Annotated in this window: 16 protein-coding genes and 2 pseudogenes; 4 read left to right on the top strand and 14 right to left on the bottom strand. The window is 38.9% G+C overall.

The window, feature by feature from the left end; genetic code table 11:
• Window positions 1-67: 67 nt before the first annotated feature.
• The 4 genes from LFLEISCH_RS14960 to LFLEISCH_RS04155 all read right to left on the bottom strand — a co-directional run bounded on the left by LFLEISCH_RS14960 (window position 68) and on the right by LFLEISCH_RS04155 (window position 4,149).
• Window positions 68-355 (bottom strand): PTS sugar transporter subunit IIA, encoded by a 288-nt coding sequence (locus LFLEISCH_RS14960; RefSeq protein ID WP_241432868.1) that lies wholly within the window; start codon window positions 353-355, stop codon window positions 68-70.
• On the bottom strand, window positions 352-2,124 hold the full coding sequence (locus LFLEISCH_RS04165; protein ID WP_007473317.1) for a BglG family transcription antiterminator: 1,773 nt from the start codon (window positions 2,122-2,124) through the stop codon (window positions 352-354). The genes LFLEISCH_RS14960 and LFLEISCH_RS04165 overlap by 4 nt, the downstream gene beginning before the upstream one ends.
• 15 nt (window positions 2,125-2,139) lie before the next feature.
• The gene (locus LFLEISCH_RS04160; protein WP_007473315.1) at window positions 2,140-3,570 is read right to left on the bottom strand and encodes a PTS mannitol transporter subunit IIBC; all 1,431 of its coding nucleotides are present in this window, start codon (window positions 3,568-3,570) and stop codon (window positions 2,140-2,142) included.
• A 264-nt stretch (window positions 3,571-3,834) separates the two neighbouring features.
• A complete protein-coding gene (locus LFLEISCH_RS04155; protein WP_007473313.1) occupies window positions 3,835-4,149 on the bottom strand; it encodes a nucleoside triphosphate pyrophosphohydrolase family protein in 315 nt (104 codons plus the stop codon).
• A 199-nt stretch (window positions 4,150-4,348) separates the two neighbouring features.
• On the opposite strand from LFLEISCH_RS04155, the gene LFLEISCH_RS04150 reads away from it, so the two are divergent.
• Window positions 4,349-4,528: a hypothetical protein gene (locus LFLEISCH_RS04150; protein WP_007473311.1), complete on the top strand. Its 180-nt coding sequence runs from the start codon at window positions 4,349-4,351 to the stop codon at window positions 4,526-4,528.
• A 54-nt stretch (window positions 4,529-4,582) separates the two neighbouring features.
• On the opposite strand, the pseudogene LFLEISCH_RS04145 reads toward LFLEISCH_RS04150, so the two are convergent.
• The 6 genes and pseudogenes from LFLEISCH_RS04145 to LFLEISCH_RS04120 form a co-directional block, all read right to left on the bottom strand.
• A pseudogene (locus tag LFLEISCH_RS04145) lies at window positions 4,583-4,873 on the bottom strand (MazG-like family protein).
• Between the two features lie 99 nt (window positions 4,874-4,972).
• On the bottom strand, window positions 4,973-5,299 hold the full coding sequence (locus tag LFLEISCH_RS04140) for a thioredoxin family protein (protein ID WP_007473307.1): 327 nt from the start codon (window positions 5,297-5,299) through the stop codon (window positions 4,973-4,975).
• A complete protein-coding gene (locus LFLEISCH_RS04135) occupies window positions 5,296-5,730 on the bottom strand; it encodes a flavodoxin (RefSeq protein WP_007473305.1) in 435 nt (144 codons plus the stop codon). Before LFLEISCH_RS04135 ends, LFLEISCH_RS04140 begins: the two co-directional genes overlap by 4 nt.
• Window positions 5,727-6,776, bottom strand: a complete 1,050-nt coding sequence (locus LFLEISCH_RS04130; RefSeq protein ID WP_007473303.1) for a ribonucleotide-diphosphate reductase subunit beta — start codon at window positions 6,774-6,776, stop codon at window positions 5,727-5,729. Before LFLEISCH_RS04130 ends, LFLEISCH_RS04135 begins: the two co-directional genes overlap by 4 nt.
• 104 nt (window positions 6,777-6,880) lie before the next feature.
• A complete protein-coding gene (locus tag LFLEISCH_RS04125) occupies window positions 6,881-9,154 on the bottom strand; it encodes a ribonucleoside-diphosphate reductase subunit alpha (RefSeq protein ID WP_007473301.1) in 2,274 nt (757 codons plus the stop codon).
• 646 nt (window positions 9,155-9,800) lie between these two features.
• A pseudogene (locus LFLEISCH_RS04120) lies at window positions 9,801-11,135 on the bottom strand (MATE family efflux transporter).
• A 193-nt stretch (window positions 11,136-11,328) separates the two neighbouring features.
• On the opposite strand from LFLEISCH_RS04120, the gene LFLEISCH_RS04115 reads away from it, so the two are divergent.
• A complete protein-coding gene (locus tag LFLEISCH_RS04115) occupies window positions 11,329-11,658 on the top strand; it encodes a YxeA family protein (RefSeq protein WP_007473299.1) in 330 nt (109 codons plus the stop codon).
• Between the two features lie 244 nt (window positions 11,659-11,902).
• Here LFLEISCH_RS04115 and LFLEISCH_RS04110 read toward each other — a convergent pair whose 3' ends face one another.
• The 3 genes from LFLEISCH_RS04110 to pdxR form a co-directional block, all read right to left on the bottom strand.
• Window positions 11,903-13,294: an MDR family MFS transporter gene (locus tag LFLEISCH_RS04110; protein ID WP_007473297.1), complete on the bottom strand. Its 1,392-nt coding sequence runs from the start codon at window positions 13,292-13,294 to the stop codon at window positions 11,903-11,905.
• A gap of 99 nt (window positions 13,295-13,393) precedes the next feature.
• A complete protein-coding gene (locus LFLEISCH_RS04105) occupies window positions 13,394-13,861 on the bottom strand; it encodes a MarR family transcriptional regulator (RefSeq protein ID WP_007473295.1) in 468 nt (155 codons plus the stop codon).
• Window positions 13,862-13,923: 62 nt separating this feature from the next.
• Complete coding sequence (gene pdxR, locus LFLEISCH_RS04100; RefSeq protein WP_007473294.1) at window positions 13,924-15,348, bottom strand: MocR-like pyridoxine biosynthesis transcription factor PdxR; 1,425 nt, start codon at window positions 15,346-15,348, stop codon at window positions 13,924-13,926.
• A 111-nt stretch (window positions 15,349-15,459) separates the two neighbouring features.
• On the opposite strand from pdxR, the gene pdxS reads away from it, so the two are divergent.
• Together pdxS and pdxT are read left to right on the top strand one after the other, a co-directional pair.
• Window positions 15,460-16,347: a pyridoxal 5'-phosphate synthase lyase subunit PdxS gene (gene pdxS / locus LFLEISCH_RS04095; RefSeq protein WP_007473292.1), complete on the top strand. Its 888-nt coding sequence runs from the start codon at window positions 15,460-15,462 to the stop codon at window positions 16,345-16,347.
• Between the two features lies 1 nt (window position 16,348).
• A complete protein-coding gene (gene pdxT, locus LFLEISCH_RS04090) occupies window positions 16,349-16,918 on the top strand; it encodes a pyridoxal 5'-phosphate synthase glutaminase subunit PdxT (protein ID WP_007473291.1) in 570 nt (189 codons plus the stop codon).
• 39 nt (window positions 16,919-16,957) lie between these two features.
• On the opposite strand, the gene pta is transcribed toward pdxT, so the two are convergent.
• The gene (gene pta, locus LFLEISCH_RS04085; protein WP_007473287.1) at window positions 16,958-17,935 is read right to left on the bottom strand and encodes a phosphate acetyltransferase; all 978 of its coding nucleotides are present in this window, start codon (window positions 17,933-17,935) and stop codon (window positions 16,958-16,960) included.
• Window positions 17,936-18,134: the final 199 nt, after the last annotated feature.

The following is an 18,134-nucleotide window of genomic DNA, read 5'->3' as shown; positions in this document are numbered from 1 at the left end:
TGTTAACTAACCAATTTTGTTAAACATTCCCATTTTATTTTCCTTTCTAATACTAAATGAAATTAATTTAATTTTTGAATTGACAAATTGTGTCATTCCGCTTTGTATCACGTGATTCAAAAAGACGAATCGTTTCCTCGCTTTCAATTAAAAGGCTGCTAATGTAACTTAACACTTCTAATCCTTGTGGTGACAACTTTTCAGGGGCAAGTAGCACAATAAATGTTTCGACTTCCACGTCCATCCCGTTCATTCCAGGCACATTCACTTTCCCTTTTAACGGGAAAATTTGAAAAAGCGGTTTTGATATATGCTCATTACGTGCATGAAATAGCGCCATTTTAGTCCCACTTATCCCAAACCCACCCCATTTTTCGCGTGATAAAAGAGATTTTCTAAGGGCCTCGACTTGAAAGTCTGATCTTTTTCCATAATTCGCATTAAAATCGCACGAATCATATCTTCTAAACTTGGTGTGACTTCTTCCATCACCATGACTTGAAAGTTTTTTAATACATCTAAAATAGTTTCTGTATAACGTTTTTTATTTTCTAACCGGTGAATGGTTTCTAACATGGTTAGCTGTTGCTCTTTTTCCAAATCGTCGTAATGATGATAAGTTGAACTTTTTCCGTGTAAATAAAGCTCAATTTGTGAAATTTCTCTTTCTGATAACATGGGCGAAACGAGAAAATAATCAAAATCGACTTCTCCTAAATCGATGGTAGACACGACCACATCATGTGGTGATTTCACTTTATTAGGGAGTTCAAAAAGGGATACCGTTTCGAGTTGCTTAAGTTTTGGAATCGCTTGTCTAAGCCGCGTTACAAGCATTCTAGAAGTGCCGATTCCACTTGCACAAACCACAATACCACTAAAATTAGACTCTTCTTCTAGTGTCAATAAAGCAGCCCCAAAATGTAGGACAAGATAACCGATTTCTTCCTCCGGTACAGCCTCCTTCAAATAAACCGCTGAAAATTCTTCTTTTACGATGTCAAAAAGTTCAGGGTAGTCTTCCTTAATGGATGTGACAAGCGGATTATGAATCCGCATTTTTTCATTCAACCGCCTTAAAGCTGGACGAAGATGGGCTGTTAAACCTTTTAAAAGGGCGCCTTCTTCAAACTTACGATGAATCCGATTTTCTACTCGGCGAATTAGTTGTTTAGCAAGCGTCACAGAAAGAACATGTTCGTTCCCTGAAAAATCATGCGCCTCATAGTCATCTGATTTTGCACCGCGGAGATGTATCGTCACATAAGCCGCTTCCCCGTCCGGCACAACTTCTGCTTCCATTTCTAAACAGCTAGATAAAATTTCTTTAGCTACTTGAAATTCCGCATAACCTCTGATCGTATCTTTTTGTGCAAATTCTTGGATAAAATGGCCTGTTAACATGCGGTGAACTGAAATCGCAATATGAATAACTAAGTTTAAATAGGCTTCATCCGTAATTTTATAAGGGAGTTCACTACGCCAAATCCGCGCTTTTTTTTCCACGTTTAAAATGGTTTCTTTTCCAACAAGGTGAAGCAAACGCTCATCTACAAATTGGCTTGTTTTTTCTGATTGTGACGTCTCATTAAACAATTGAAATAATGTCTTTTGAGAAAACTGTTCGGCGATTAAATCGCTTAGTAGCGAACGTTTTTTTAGCTCATCACCCGAAAGTGAAATACCTGCTCCGCGTCGTCGCTCAATTTGAACGCCTTTTGGTAAATCTTCTTCAATTTTGGTTAAATCATTACTAATGGTTGACACGGTAACAGATAAATCATTCGCGAGCGCAATCAATTTAATGGGCTCATCTTCTTTTAAAAGCGTCTTTAAAACAAACTGTTGGCGTTCTAGAGGGGTGTATTCATTATAAGAAAGGTCCAGTAACTGCCATTTGAACGCCTGTTTGTCGCTATCTGCTCCAGTAATCGATAAAACTTGATCACTTCCACGTTCTAACTGCAATTTATAACCATGTAAAATTTCGGCGACATCTTTTAAATCTCGGCGAATTGTGCGAACACTAACAGACATATAATCAGCTAAAATACTTGTCGTAATCGCTTCTTTAGACATGAATAAATATTCTAAAATGAGTCTTGCTCGCGCCGAAATATACATGTTTCAAATCTCCTTTTATTCTTGTGTGGCTAATTTTTCAACCAGCTCATCATATTTTTCACTACTCAAGAAGTTGTCTACTGACAAATGATAGGCGTGTGGTAATTTTTCAGTAGCACGGTTTGTTAAGTCTTTATGCGTCACTACAATATCCGCATCATTTGGCAGCTGTGCAATGGCGTAATTCACAACCTCAATATCGAGACCTGCTTTCTTCACTTTATTTCTTAAAACAGAGGCCCCCATCGCACTTGATCCCATTCCAGCGTCACAGGCAAAAATAATTTTTTTCGGACTATCCGGTAAATTCACACTCACTGCCATCTCTTCATTTACAGCTCCAGCAAGAGAAGGTGTCATTGCTTTCTTCCCTTTAAGGGCTGTCATCTTCGTTTCCGCTTCTTCTAAATCTGTTTCTTTCACTTTCGATGTTTTTAAAACGAGTGCGGAGACTAAGAATGATGCTGCAGCTGCTGCCGCAACCCCAAGAATAATACCCAAATAATCGCCTCTTGGTGTCATCGCTAAAATCGCGAAAATACTACCCGGTGAAGCCGGGGCAACAAGGCCCACTCCGAATAATGAAAATGTAGCAATTCCTGTCATCCCACCGGCAATAGCCGCAATTAAAAGGGTTGGTTTCATTAAAATATACGGGAAGTAAATTTCGTGAATACCGCCTAGAAATTGGATAATAATCGCACCTGGCGCCGTTTGTTTCGCTGTACCGCGACCAAAGAACGTGTAAGCTAGTAAAATCCCAAGTCCAGGTCCAGGGTTTGATTCAACAAGGAATAAAATCGACTTTCCAAACTCAGACGCCTGATCAATTGCAATCGGACTTAAAACGCCATGATTAATCGCATTATTTAAAAATAAAACTTTGCCTGGTTCAACAAAAATGCTGACAAGTGGTAATAAATGCATGTTCATTAAAGCAGATACCCCAGCTGCCATCGCATTATTAATGGCTTCAACCGCCGGCCCAATAGCTAAAAATGATAAAATGGCTAAAATCCCAGCGAGTATCCCAGCAGAGAAATTGTTTACAAGCATTTCAAAACCGGCTCTTATTTTACCTTCATATAATTTATCTACTTTTTTCATCAAATAAGCCGAAAGCGGCCCCATAATCATAGCACCTAAAAACATCGGAATATCTGTCCCTACAATAACACCCATTGTAACCATCGCACCCACGACGCCACCACGAGTATCATATACCAATTTACCACCTGTATACCCAATTAAAATGGGCAATAAATACGTAATCGTTGGATCTACCAGTTTCGCAAGCGACTCATTCGGCCACCATCCAGTCGGAATAAAAAGTGCCGTGATAAGTCCCCACGCTATAAATGCCGCTATATTCGGCATAATCATACCACTTAAAAAGCTACCAAATTGTTGAATTTTTACTTTCCATCCTGCTTGTCCCGCATTCACGCGTATTCCTCCTCTTTTATAAAATAGAGTGTCTCTTCACCTATTTTATTTTCCTCTTAAGAGTAGGCGGGTCAAATTTTAAAGAACGTTCTGCGCAGCGTTTCTTTAACTGATTCCGCTTTCTAACTTTATTGTAGCCCTAGTGGAAACGTTTTCGCAATAAAATAAAAATAGAATTTTGTCCCCCTCTAACGGACAAAATCTGACTTGCAACAAAAAAGATGAAATTGCAATGTGTACAATTCCATCCCCATTTATTTTTCTTTAAATCGAAAGCTTACTTCTCTCATGGTCAAAGCCATTAGGGTAACGCTTTTGCAACTTTAAAATATTCGCATGTGCCACGTCTTCCATCTCAATATCTGCCCATTTAGCAATTTGTGAAACATACCACAACACATCGCCTAGTTCTTTCGTGAGCATCTCTTTATTTAAATCATGCCCGTGAAAAGCATATTTCTTAATGATTTCTGTCACTTCACCAGCCTCGCCTGCAATGCCTAAGCCATAATTTGTGAGTGCCTGTTCGTGATGAGCTGCTGTTCTACTTGCTTTCTCCTGATACTCATTAAAGTTCATTCCTACTCCTCCTGCACTATATTCTACTTTACTATATCAAAAAAAGAATTCTAATTGCAGTCTTGACTAATCCAAAAAAATGCGAACCTACGCTCCCCGTATCTTTTTTCTTTAAAAATTATTTCTCTTTGCCCCCTTAAAAATTCACCGCACTTTCGTTATAATAAATGTACAAGACTTTTTGAAAGGAGCTTATTTTGTGAAAATGACTGGTCTAATTTTACTTATCCTTGGAATTATCGGTGTTGCCGTTTCATTTAGTATCCCAGGTTTAATCGGTTTTTTTGTGTTCTTACTTTCCCTTTTATGTATTATCGCAAGCATTTTACTTTTTATTAAAGCTAAAAAACGTCGTTCAAGAAGCTATTCTTTCCGTTAAAATAAAAAGCCGCGTATCGCCTGATTTTCCTATAAGCGTTACGCGGCTTTTGCATTAAAACCGGCGCCGATTCTTCTCTAATTTTTTTGAAATAACTTCCGTAGCATCTTCCCCTAAACTATCAATAAGTTGAAGAGCATAAATCATAACATCCGCCACTTCTTCCAAAATCGCCTCCCGATTTTCACTAACCGCTTCTTCTGTCGATTTCCACTGAAAGCATTCTAAAAGCTCCGCAGCTTCAAGCGAAATCGAAATCGCCAAATCTTTTTTATAAATATATTGATCTGCCCAATTTTTTTTCTTTTAAAAAAAGAGAGCAATGTCTTCCTGTAGTTCTTTCATGTTCTCACCTCTATAAAAAACCTCCCTAAAAAGGAAGGTTCAGATTGTAGAAACAAAATGTGATAGGTCGAGACTATTCAGTTCGTGCCCTACAAATGACTAAGCTTCTGCTACAAGAGCTTCTTCGATTTTATTTGGCGGGATAAAGCCATTTAAACGTGTAAGTTCTTCTCCCCCGCGATATAAAACGAGCGTTGGCGTTTGGCGAATATCTTGATCAAAGAAGAAGTTTTCGCCCATTTCTTCTAATTTCACTTTTAAAACTTTTACTTTTTCAGCATGATCCGAGTTTTTAAACTCTTGAAAGGAAAGGTCTAGCATTTTGCAGTTCGGGCAATTATCTTTCCAAAAATCCACATAAACTAACTCATTACTTGCCATATGCTTTTGAAATTCTTCTAATGATTTAATCTCAATACTCGTCAAAGTGTTTCACTCCTTTTATCCAGAACCTGCTGGACATATTCTTTTATTTCTTGTCTGTCTTTTTCTGTATGAGGCATTTGTTCAATTTTTAAAGTTGGATAGGTGGAAGAAAAATATTTTTGCATACGATCTACTGCTCCGCAAAAATGTTCCACACCCCACTGTGTTTCGCCTGTCCCAAAGAGTGCTACATGGCTAGGCTTTCCTAACTCAAAAATAAAGTCTTTCATGTCTGGTGGTGTTCTCCCGTAATCGACTGTCCATGCCCCTAAAATGTACAAGTCGTAGCTCTCATTAAGTGGGTAGTTGGCACCTTCTGAAACTCGAAAAGCCGTAACCTCATGCCCAAGCGCTTGAAGTTCATCCGTGATTTCATCTGCTACCATTTTCGTATTGCCACTTAACGAATCATACGCGAGGAGAATTCTCATAAATCGTCAAATCCGTTATCAATGTTTGTCTTTTTATAACTTGAATTGCGCATTTCGAAAAAGTCGGTTTTCGTTTCTGTAAAGTTATCTGCGTAAGCTTTAATCCATGTCATGGTATTGTCGCTGTAGCCTGGATAAAGTTCTTCCATGCCCAGCATACCTAGCATTTTGTTCGCACGGTATTTAACATAGTCGACCATCTCCTCTACATCGATACCTTCAATGCCTTGAAGAACTTCTTTCGACCATTCGGATTCTAGCTCGACCGCATGTTTAAAAGCATTATTCGTATATTCTATAAGTTCATCTGTTAATAATTCTGGGTTTTCACCTAAAATAGCTCGAATCACTTCAGAAATAAACTTAGAATGGGCAAGTTCATCACGGTTGATAAAACTAATAATTTTACCTGTACCTGTCATTTTATTTTGACGAACAAGATTATAGAAATAAGCAAAACCACTATAAAAGTTAATGCCTTCTAAAATAGAAGATTGAATGAGCGCCTTAACAATAGTTTCACCAGATTTATTTTGCATAAAGTCATGGTACGCATCCATAATCGGTTCGTTTCGTTTAATAATTGTTGGATGTGTCCGTGCTAGTTCAAAAACGCGATTTTGTTCTTGCAGGTTCGTAATGGAGGCTAAAACGTAAGAATAGCTCTCATTATGAATCACTTCTTGTTGCGCAATAATCGCTGCATTGGCATGAACAGCTGGATCAGTAACATATTCAGCAATATTATAAATAAAGCGTGTTTGCGGGGAATCAAGCGTTGCTAGTAAACCGATAATCGCGTCAAACGCATAGCGCTCTTCTTCCGATAATTCCGGATACTGTTTCGCATCCCCTTTCATATCCACTTCATCTGGAATCCAGTAATTTGTAGAAAGTTCCTTATACGCTCGGTAAAAAGACGGATAAGGGATATCATTCCAATTTAAAATACCGCTTGTTTCCCCATTAATAATCGCTGTTGAACGATTAGGGTTTAACGGTTCCAAGATTTTAATTCGTGTTAATTCTTTGTTTTGATCAGCCATCCAAAAGCTCCTCCCTAAAATAGGCTTTGTAAGAAAAACGGTCAGGCCAGTCATTTTTAAAATACCGACCTGATTTATCCTATTTTCTCATTTATTTCGCTTAATCAGCTTGAGCACCATTCGCACTCTTCCACATCAATATCATTCGAACGCACATAGTACGTTGTTTTTAAGCCTTCTTTCCAAGCATTTAAATGTAATTCTAATAGTTTACTTGCCTTGATCCCACTTGGCACATAAAAGTTAAAACTTAAAGATTGATCCACGTGGCGTTGTCTACGTCCATTTTGGCGAACACTAGCAAATTGGTCCACTTTATAGGCACCCTTTTCATAATACGGATACGTGTTTAAGCTCAAATCAGGTGCAATCACAGGTCTACGGTAATCTTTCTTCTCTTCGTAATAAAAAGCGCTGTAGATTGGGTCGATGGAAGCTGTTGAACCCGCAATTTGTGCTGTACTCATATTAGGGGCTACGGCTACTAAATAGGCGTTTCGAATTCCATTTTTGGCAACATCTTCTGCGAGTTCACGCCAAGCATCACTGGTGTACTTACGACGCGCAAAATATTCGCCCGTATTCCAATCGCTGCCCTTAAAGATTTTATAAGCGCCTTTTTCTTTAGCAATATCCGCACTTGCTTTTATAGTTAAAAAGTTGATTTTTTCATATAACTCGTCCGCAAATTCTTCGGCTTCTTTTGAGTCCCACGCAATATTTTTTTGCGCTAGTAAGTGATGCCAGCCAAATGTACCAAGGCCAATGGAACGATATTTTCTATTTGTAATGGTTGCTTGTGGCACTGGAAGTTCATTTAAGTCAATGACATTATCAAGCATCCGCACTTCGATGGCCACTAGGCGTTCTAGTACTTCATCACCTGCCGGTACAGCACGACCAAGGTTCACAGAAGATAGGTTACATACAACAAAATCACCAGCTTGTTTAGTAATGACAATTTGATCCCCGGAAATCATTTCCTGAATCATTTTCGTTGGACTCATATTTTGCATAATTTCTGTACATAAATTACTGGAATAAATCATACCTTCGTGTTTGTTTGGGTTCATCCGGTTTACTTCATCGCGATAAAACATAAATGGATTTCCTGTTTCTAGTTGACTGACCATAATTCGTTTCATAATATCAATGGCTTTGACAATTTTTTTGCTAATTGTTTCATCTGCTACTAGCTCTTCATATTTTTCTCTAAATGTACCTTCGCCCTTTTCCTCATCATAAAAGTCTTGTAAATACCAACCTTTTTTCGCTTTTACTTCATGAGGATCAAATAAATACCATTCCCCACGGCGCTCAACTGTTTCCATAAATAAATCCGGAATACAAACAGCCGTGAAAACATCATGTGCACGAAGACGTTGATCACCATTATTTAGACGTAAATCTAAAAACATTTCGATGTCTTTATGGAAAACATCTAAATATACAGCAATAGCACCTTTACGTTGACCAAGTTGATCAACACTTACAGCCGTATTGTTTAGTTGTTTAATCCACGGAATTACTCCGCCACTTGCTCCTTTTACTCCGCGAATGGCAGCTCCCGTTGAACGCACGTAGCCGATATAAGCTCCGACACCGCCGCCGTGCTTCGATACACGCGCCACGTCTGTATTACTGTCATAAATCCCCTGTAAGCTATCATCAATGGTATCGATGAAACAACTTGACAGCTGACCACCCGTTTTCCCAGCATTAGCAAGGGTTGGGGTTGCGACCGTCATATACAAGTTGCTAAGCGCCCAGTAGGCTTCTTTAACGAGTTCCATACGTTTTGCTTTTGGCTCTTCTTGCATTAAATAAAGTGCAATGGTAAGCCAGCGTTCTTGTGGCAACTCATAAACATTTCGTGCCTGATCTGTTGCTAAATAGCGTGTAGCAAGTAAATAAAGACCGTTGTATGTAAATAATTTGTCTTTTTCCGGGTCAATCATTTTCCCTGCTTCAATCAATTCTTCTTTCGAATAGTTCTTTAAAATATTTCCAGAATAAATACCACGTTCGCCTAGACTCTCTTGAAGTCCAACGTAAGAACCATATTTATCATCATCATTATAAAAGCGATTTTTACTTGCTTTTTTATATAGTTTGTTTAAATATAAACGAGCGGCAAAATGTTCCCACTCTGGCAAATGAATGTCCGTACGCGCTTCTGCCTCACGAATTAAATAGTCTACCAACTCGTCTGCAGCATACGCTTCTTTTTTCTCAATAAAATTGAAAATTTTGCGTTTGTACTCTTCAATATCTAATTTAGGAAACTCTGTATGAATTTTATCCAAGTATCTGTTTAAACGCTCTTGATCAAATGGCAATTGACGGTTTCCACCGTCTTTAATAATATACGTCGTCATTTGCACTCCCCATTTCTTCTACAATATAACATCAAACTCCGTTAAAAATTAGATTGCATGCATTTCTACATAAAAATGAACTTTTTTAAAGGCTTCTTATCGGCTCTAAAAAAAGCTAACTCTTGTGCTGCAATTTATTTTTATGACACTATATATAGTATAACTTTTTCATTGTGAATTCAAGATATAGTACTTCATGATTTTACACTAAAACGCATTCATCTATTTAAGCATCAGCTTTTAGCGCATAAAAAAAAATTTTTTCGTACTCATTTAATTGTGAAAAAACATACAAAATAACGTTTCTAACATACAACTTCTAGTGGATTTTCACAACATCAAAACAACATTTAGTAATCCAAAATTGTCAAATGATTTAAAACAATTATTTTTCACAAACTAAAAGAGCATCCCATGATTTGGGATGCTCTCAGCTTGTAGAAAAACTTAAAGCTTTCGCAAAACAAAACGATCCTCGCCAAAATCGGACTGCTGAAAAATGGTGAGATTCTAGGCAGTGGCGAGTACCGGAGCGGAGCGTACTCGAGTACGTGAGCACCGGAACGGAGGCACTAACGACGAAGATTGCCGTTTGTCAGCAGTCTGAGAGCATCCCATGATTTGGGATGCTCTAGAAAGCTCCATTTTAATTTTGAAAAACATGTTTTTTATAGGCATATATAAAAATTGAAGTCGCAACAATGAATTCTGAAATCGGGATGGCGATAAATACACCTGTCGCACCTAATAGTGGCGGTAAAACTAGTAAGAAAATGACCATTAAAATAAGCTCTCGTGCCACGGTTATAAAAGTAGCCATGCCAATTCTATCCGTTGTTTGGAAATAGGTCATCATAACAAAATTAAATCCCATAAATAAATAGCCGGAGAAAAAGACGCGCACTCCTAAAACAGCTAAATCATGAATTTCACTTTCAAAGTTACCAAATAAGTTTACAATATTATCTGCAAATAGAAGTCCGGCAATAAAAAAGACGAGCCCTGTTCCAAAAGCAACGGATACAGAAAGGCGAATCGTTGCCGTTTCCCTTGACTTCATTTTTGCCCCGCGGTAATAACTAATAAGTGGCTGAATAGCGGAACCCATTCCAAGAAATAACATTAAAATCACACTATGGGTGTAATTTAGAACCGAAAAGGCAGCTACTCCAGCCGTACCTGCAACAGCTGCAATCGCAATATTGTACCCCATTGTAAACACTGACATACCTAATTCGGAAAGAAAACTAGGTAAACCAATCGATAGTGTTCGTTTGATAGACTTTCCTGTTACACGACTTTTGGCTAATTTTAAGTGACTTGATTTTTTAAAGAAATGGGTACATAGAATAAGTACACCAATCGCAATAGCAGACATTGTCGCAAGCCCTGATCCTCTTACGCCAAGATTAAAGACAAATAAAAAAAGAGATAATTTAAAATCACATTGATAACAGCCGTCGCGATTAAGGCAAACATCGCTAAATTGGGGTCCCCATCGTTTCGAACAAATATACTTAAAATATTTTCAAGTGTTAAGACAAACCCGAAAAGTAATAATACATTCATATAATCCATAACATAAGGTAACGTTTCATCATTTGCCCCTAATAAATAAGCAAGAGGAACTCGGAAGATAAAAGCGATGATAGCAAGCATAATGGTGATTGTAATCACTAAAATAACTGAGCGCGTAAAAATTTGCTGCGCTTTTTTCACATTCTTTTCACCTAAAGCAAAAGAATACTGTGTGGCTCCTCCAATACCAATCCAAAGAGAAATGGCTGTAAAGATAGAAAAGACTGGCACCGCAATATTAATACCCGCAAGCGCGACGCCCCCAAGACGATGGCCTACAAAAATACCATCCATCACGATATTAACAGACATGAGTAACATCCCTGTTAATGAAGGAATTAAATACCTTAAAAAAAACTTTAAGCACTGAATCTTGCTCCATTCGAGCGTCCATTGACTTCATATCCTCACCTCTTTTACCTAACGTTCATTAGCTATTCTATTAAACCATATTTTCTAACCAAAAAGCAAGTGTTTTTTAAATGACAAAATTGTAAGGTAAAGGCGTCATTTTGTTAGTTTATACGAGGGATTAAATACTTCAAACACGTTAAACTAAAGGTAATTCATTTAGTAAAAGAGAGGGATTCGTTATTATGAAAAATAAAAAAGCACTTATTATACTTTTATCTAGCTTATTAATCGTGACCGTTTTCGTTTTTGAATATATGCTACCCGACGAGCAAACCGCAGCACCATACTTTGTTAAAATGAACTCAGAAGGAAAAGCCATTAAGAAAAATCAATTTAAAGGCTATGCTTATAAAGAGAAAGTATTCGATAGTAAAGGGCATGCCAAAACGATTTCCTTTTTTAGCGAAAAAAAATTACCGAAAAATGAGCACTTTAAAATTGTTGTCGCTGGCAATAAACTAGTAACAAACTACAAAAAAGTCAATCATCTACCTAAAACATTCAATATTTAGCAGAAAAATAAAAAGCTCACGCCAAACAAAACGATTCTCACCAAAATCAGACTGCTGACAAATGGTGAGATTCTAGGCAGAGCCGAGTAGCGGAGCGTACTCAAGTACGTGATGACTGAAAACAGAGAAAGCGTAGTTGGCCTGACCATGTGAGAAGTTATGTGAAGCGCACCAGAACGGAGGCACTAACAACGAAGATTGCCGTTTGTCAGCAGTCTGACGGAAAGCAGCTGCTTTCCGTTTTCTATTTGATATAACGTTTATTCGTTAAAAATAATCCTGGTAGGAAAATAAACGCTAGTGTAATGGCTGAAACTAAAAAGCCCGCCTGATAACCAGAAAAATGAGTGGCACTGGTGACAGTATTTTGCATAACAGATGCGACGACTGTAGCAATTATGGCTGTCCCAAAACTTGAGCCCACGTTTTCAATAATATTCACGCCAATACTGGCTTCTGGAATTTGTTCATCACTAAGACCCGTATAGGCATCACTCATGAGCGGCAAATTAATTCCCCCTACACTCATACCGCGAATAAAGAGCACAATGGAGATAAAGACCATACTCGTGTTTGCCGTCACAAAAATAAGCGGGAGTGTCCCCAAAATGGATAACACCAAACTAATTAATACCACGTATTTTGCACCAATTTGGTCAATCATTTTCCCAATAAAAGGTCTCGTAATAAGCATGCCGACCCCTTGTGGTGCAAGTGCCAAAGCAGCCTGTATCGCGCTCATCCCCCGCAAGTTTTGGAAGAAAAGCGGCAGCAGGAACATCGGCCCCATAATCGCCATATTCGCTAAAAAAAGGCCCACACTAGAAGCTGCAAACTGCTTATATCGGAATAAAATGAGCGGGACGACTGTACGATTATTTGTGCGATAGTTGTGCCAAACATACGCCAAAGTCGCTGCCAAACCAATGAACATCCAAAAATAAGTTTCTGGATTAAAAAAAGTTTGATAACTCGCGGCTTTTGTGACTCCGTAGATAAAGGCGCCGCTAAGTAACGAAAGCAATATAATACCCATTAAATCGAGTTTACTTGCCTGATTAAAGGGCTTAAAGTCGGGAAGCGTTTTATGCATCAGAGGTATGGCAATCAAAACGACCAACACATTGATATAAAAAATCCAATGCCAGCTTGCAAATTGGATGATAAACCCGCCAAGTACGGGACCTAAAATCGGGCCTAGAATCATTGGCGTACTGACAATTGCCATGACCTTTCCGAGGTTTTTAGGACCTGCCGTTTTAACCAAAAGTGTAGACATCAGCGGCGTAATAATGCCAGCTGTAGCGCCTTGCAATAATCGGAAGAAAATAAAGCTTTCAATGTTCCAACTAATTCCCGCTAGGACTGAGGTGACCCCAAAACAAGCGACTGCGGCAATGAACACTTTCTTTCCATTATACTGATTCATGAGCCAGCCTGAAATCGGGACAGAAATCGCAAGCGCTAAAGCGTAACCTGTAATGGCCCACTGTACGATATCAAGCGTGGTATGGAAATCCTGATTTAGCTGCCCCACTGCAATATTAATCATGGTAGAATCGAGCATCGGAGCAATGGCAGCCAGTGCGATAGCCCATGCGGCTTTTAGTGTTTCTTTTGGTATTCTATCTTTCATTTCGTTCTCCTTTTAAAATTATTGTTTCCTCGTCAACAAAACAATAACTTATTTTTGTTTCCTTGTCAACAAAAAAAGAAATTCCATAATGGAATTTCTTTAATCAATCGTCCGATTCTCTTTTTCAATTTCTTGATCTAAATGCGTACTATAAAGGTCAATGAAACGCAACATCGCATCAAATTGTGATTCAGTCACTTGGTCAAAAATAATTTTATCACGTTCTTGAAAAGTTTGATGCAAATGTTTATGCGTCTGATACACTTTTTCTCCTTCGGGGGTTAAAGAAAAATAAACTTCTTTTTTGTTTGCTTCTTTCTGGTAAGTCGCAATATAACCTTTTTGGATAAGCTTTTTCGTAATTTTACTAATCGCACCTCTCGTCATATAAAGCGCGCCTGCCATCTTTGTGACATTCGAATCCACATGATCTCCAATATATTCCATACAGTGCACTTCAGATGGTTTATGACCTTGCAGGGCTTGTTCCATTTTTTCCTTATTCAGCCAAGCCATTTTATTAAATAAATCGCGAAACTTTAACAAAACTTCTTCCTGCTTTTCCAATTTGCACCTCCTGTTCTCTTCCCTTTTAGTATAATCTCTTTTTGTTTCCGAAGCAACAAAACTTATTTACTGAGCCCTTCATAAAATGCTTGCAAAATTTTGGCTGCCGCTACAGCCATATCTTGATTAATTTGAGCAAAACTGAGGCGAATTTTGTTTTCTTTCACGCCAAAAAGATAGCCCGGCACAACAAGTAATTTTTCGCGCAAAAGGGCATCAAAATCGGATTTTTGTATGGTTTCAAGCGGCAACTCTACCCAAAGATGAAAGCCGCCCACTGGTTTTTCAAAAAGAATTTCAGGCGCATAGGTGGTTAAAGCATCGGTCAAAGTTTTAGCGCGTTCCATTAAAATCACATGTAAGTTTTGGATATGCGTTTTATACGCTTTTCGTGACAAAACTTGATTAGCTAGTACTTGCGGAAAAATACTAAGCCCAAAATCCATTTCCTGCCTAGCAGCCGCAAGACGCCTAACAACCGCGACCGGCCCTACTAGAAATCCAATTCGCGTTGTGGAACCTAGCACTTTAGACAAAGAACCAATATAAAGCACATTTTCCTCATCTAACTTTTTAAGCGGCGTAATAGACTGTCCACTTTTATACGTAAGAGGCCCGAACGGATCATCTTCTACAATTGGAATATGCAGCTCCGAGCAGGTTTGAACAAATTCAAGACGTCTAGCTTCTGACATTACCCGACCAGTTGGATTTTGAAAAGTGGGGTTTACAAATACCATTTTAATTCGGTGTTTATGGTATAACTGTTTCAGCTCTTCCGTTTTAACCCCTTCCTCATCCATTGGCAAAGCAAAAATCCTAAGACCCGCTGATTGAAAGAGTGAAAGCGAATAAAAATAAGAAGGTGCTTCAATTGCAATGGCATCAAACGGGGCGAGTAAGCATTGTGTAATTAAAAATAACGCTTGTTGCGCGCCAGAAGTAACTAAAATTTGCTCCGTTTTCACAACAAGTTCTTGCTCCTCCTTTAATTCATCGCAAATGGTTTTACGAAGGGGCATATAGCCTAACAACTCATTTTCAGTTTCTTCCTGTAAAAAAGTCTGCCATGACATCTCCGGCATCGAAAGGCTCGGCGCAAGCGCAAGTGGTAGTTCCCCAGTCGCCAAATCAATCACATCCGCTTCGGTCGAAACCTCAGCCATCTTTCGAATATACGGAATTTCATGGTTAAACGCGCCTTTTTGAACATAATGACGCCAATTTGTTTGAACAGCCGCGACACCCCATTTTTCCTCATTCACATGCGTGCCGCTTCCTTGTACCGCAACCAAAATCCCTCTTGCTTTTAGTTCATCAAACGCATGCGCTACCGTCGACCGATTAATGTCCAGTTCCTTTGCAAGTTTCCGTTCAGGCGGAAGTTTTTCACCAGGTAAAAGCTCACCAGATGCGATTTTTGCTTCGATAAGTGCTATCAGTTGCGAGTAAAATGGCTCTGATTGTTGTTTATTAAGCTGCCACATCCTACCACTCCTTTTAAAATTGGCTGGTCAAAAAAACATCCAATTGGCTGTTTTTATTTTATAAAAATTAGCTTAACATAAGGGGGATAATAGTACAAGGAGGCGTTTTTATTGGATAAAATGGTTGGTACTGAAATGGTCAAACGTGGTATGGCGCACATGCAAAAAGGTGGCGTTATTATGGATGTGGTGAATGCCGAACAAGCGAAAATTGCGGAGGAGGCTGGTGCCGTTGCGGTTATGGCGCTGGAACGCGTTCCTTCTGATATTCGTGCAGCAGGCGGTGTCGCTCGTATGGCAGATCCACGCATTGTAGAGGAAGTCATGAATGCCGTTTCTATCCCGGTTATGGCCAAAGCGCGTATTGGTCACATTACAGAAGCACGCGTATTAGAGGCGATGGGCGTCGATTATATTGATGAAAGCGAAGTACTTACGCCAGCTGATGAAGAATATCATTTATTAAAAAGTGATTTTACTGTACCCTTTGTATGTGGTTGCCGCGATTTAGGCGAAGCGCTTAGACGAATTGGTGAAGGGGCTTCTATGTTACGAACAAAAGGAGAACCCGGAACAGGAAATATCGTAGAAGCTGTACGTCATATGCGTAAAGTGAATAGTCAAATTAGTCAAATCAAGGGCATGAGCGAGGACGAACTAATGACAGCTGCTAAAAATTTAGGTGCACCCTATGAACGTTTAAAAGAAATTAAAGAGCTAGGGAAATTACCTGTTGTCAATTTTGCAGCAGGCGGAGTTGCGACACCTGCTGATGCTGCCCTCATGATGGAACTAGGTGCCGACGGAGTATTTGTAGGGTCAGGTATTTTTAAATCCGATAATCCTGCAAAATTTGCAAGTGCCATTGTGCAAGCCACTACTTATTACACAGACTACGAATTAATTGGTAAACTTTCAAAAGAACTCGGGGCAGCGATGAAAGGAATTGAAATTTCCAAATTAGATAAAGCTGAACGCATGCAAGACCGGGGTTGGTAAAATGAAAACTATCGGAGTTTTAGCCTTACAAGGCTCCGTTTCTGAGCATCTTTCAATGATTACCAAAACAGGACATCAAGCGGTGCCGATTAAGCATCCGGAGGAACTCGCAACACTTGACGGTCTGATTTTACCTGGTGGAGAAAGTACTACCATGCGCCGATTCATTGAAAAATATCATTTTACCGGGCCTCTTCACGATTTCGCGCAAAGTGGACGTGGTATTTTTGGGACGTGTGCAGGGCTTGTCCTTTCAGCAAGTGCGATTTCAAATGGGGATACAGGCTATAAGTTCGCAGATTATACTGCCGTTCGAAATGGCTTTGGTAGACAAAAAATGAGTTTTGAAGTTGATTTATCCATTGCAGCACTTGGCGAAACGCCTTTCCGTGCCATTTTTATTCGGGCCCCTTACATCGAAAAAGTAGGTGAAGGTGTTACCGTTTTAGCTCGTGTGGATGGAAAAATTGTAGCTGCACATGAAAATAATATTTTAGTCACCGCATTCCATCCCGAACTAACGGATGACACCAGATTGATGGATTATTTTATAAGACATTGTATATCCTAGAATCAAAAACTCTTCGCTTTAGCGAAGAGTTTTTGATTCTTATTTATTCACAGCCTGAGCCGCTGTAATAAGTGAAAGGTTATAAACATCTTGTGTATTACAACCACGAGATAAATCATTCACAGGGGCATTTAAGCCTTGTAAAATCGGTCCCACCGCTTCAAATTTCCCAAGTCGTTGCGCAATTTTATATCCAATATTTCCAGCTTCCAGACTAGGGAAGATAAATACATTAGCGTCACCTTTAAGCACAGAATCAGGCGCTTTTTGAGCAGCTACAGTTGGAACAAAGGCTGCATCAAATTGGAATTCACCATCCAGTGTTAACTCAGGTGCTTTTTCTTTTGCTAATTTTGTCGCTTCGATTACTTTTTCAGTTTCGGCTGATTTGGCAGATCCTTTTGTTGAAAAACTTAACATTGCAACACGCGGTTCGATACCAAAAATTTGCGCTGTTTCAGCACTTACGACTGCATTTTCTGCTAAATCAGCAGCTTCTGGTGCAATATTAATGGCCACATCACTAAATAAATAGCGTTCTGCATCGCGTACCATAATCATAGCGCCGGCCACTTTTGAAATGCCAGGTTTTGTTTTAATAATTTGCAAGGCAGGTCGCACAGTATCACCAGTTGAATGAATGGCTCCGCTAACTAAACCGTCCGCTTTCCCAGTATAAACAAGCATTGTGCCAAAATAATTAGGATCTTTTAACATTTTGCGTGCATCTTCTTCTGTTGCCTTGCCTTTACGACGTTCAACAAAAGCTTCTACAAGTTCATCAAAAAGTGGATCCGTCTCAGGTGTCTTTACTTCAATGCCGGCAATAGAAACACCTGCTTTTTTAGCTGCTTCTTCAATCTCATTTTTTTGGCCAAGTAAAATAGGTGTAACAGCACCTTCTTTGGCAAGTGCGGAAGCTGCCCCTACAATACGCTCATCTTTCCCCTCAGGAAGGACAATTCGAATGCCTTTTCCAGCTACTTGTTGTTTGATACTTGTAAATAAATCGCTCATTTCCTTTTATTCCTCCAATTTTTCACAAATTCATCGTCCTTTTTAATCATACTATAAAATAAAGAAGGTGAACAGGAAAAGTATTTAAAAAAACTGATTTTAACGTTATTCAACTGTACTATAACTTTGTAAAAACTGTATGATTCACCGTTAAAATGTAACACAATAAATCTTCATTCTTATTTATTTTAAGAAAGAT

The sequence above is a fragment of the Listeria fleischmannii subsp. fleischmannii LU2006-1 genome (assembly GCF_000344175.1).
In the GTDB taxonomy this organism is placed as follows: Bacteria; Bacillota; Bacilli; order Lactobacillales; family Listeriaceae; genus Listeria; species Listeria fleischmannii.
Note: the sequence above shows the minus strand (reverse complement) of the source record. Positions and strands in the feature narration are given on the sequence as shown.

What these genes read in the sequence shown, in the direction of transcription:
- LFLEISCH_RS04155 (WP_007473313.1), bottom strand. Translation starts at nt 4,149, where the DNA reads ATGAACTTTAATGAGTATCAGGAGAAAGCAAGTAGAACAGCAGCTCAT.
- pta (WP_007473287.1), bottom strand. Translation starts at nt 17,935, where the DNA reads ATGAGCGATTTATTTACAAGTATCAAACAACAAGTAGCTGGAAAAGGC.
- LFLEISCH_RS04130 (WP_007473303.1), bottom strand. Translation starts at nt 6,776, where the DNA reads ATGGCTGATCAAAACAAAGAATTAACACGAATTAAAATCTTGGAACCG.
- pdxT (WP_007473291.1), top strand. Translation starts at nt 16,349, where the DNA reads ATGAAAACTATCGGAGTTTTAGCCTTACAAGGCTCCGTTTCTGAGCAT.
- LFLEISCH_RS04135 (WP_007473305.1), bottom strand. Translation starts at nt 5,730, where the DNA reads ATGAGAATTCTCCTCGCGTATGATTCGTTAAGTGGCAATACGAAAATG.
- pdxR (WP_007473294.1), bottom strand. Translation starts at nt 15,348, where the DNA reads ATGTGGCAGCTTAATAAACAACAATCAGAGCCATTTTACTCGCAACTG.
- LFLEISCH_RS04115 (WP_007473299.1), top strand. Translation starts at nt 11,329, where the DNA reads ATGAAAAATAAAAAAGCACTTATTATACTTTTATCTAGCTTATTAATC.
- LFLEISCH_RS04125 (WP_007473301.1), bottom strand. Translation starts at nt 9,154, where the DNA reads ATGACGACGTATATTATTAAAGACGGTGGAAACCGTCAATTGCCATTT.
- LFLEISCH_RS04165 (WP_007473317.1), bottom strand. Translation starts at nt 2,124, where the DNA reads ATGTATATTTCGGCGCGAGCAAGACTCATTTTAGAATATTTATTCATG.
- LFLEISCH_RS04110 (WP_007473297.1), bottom strand. Translation starts at nt 13,294, where the DNA reads ATGAAAGATAGAATACCAAAAGAAACACTAAAAGCCGCATGGGCTATC.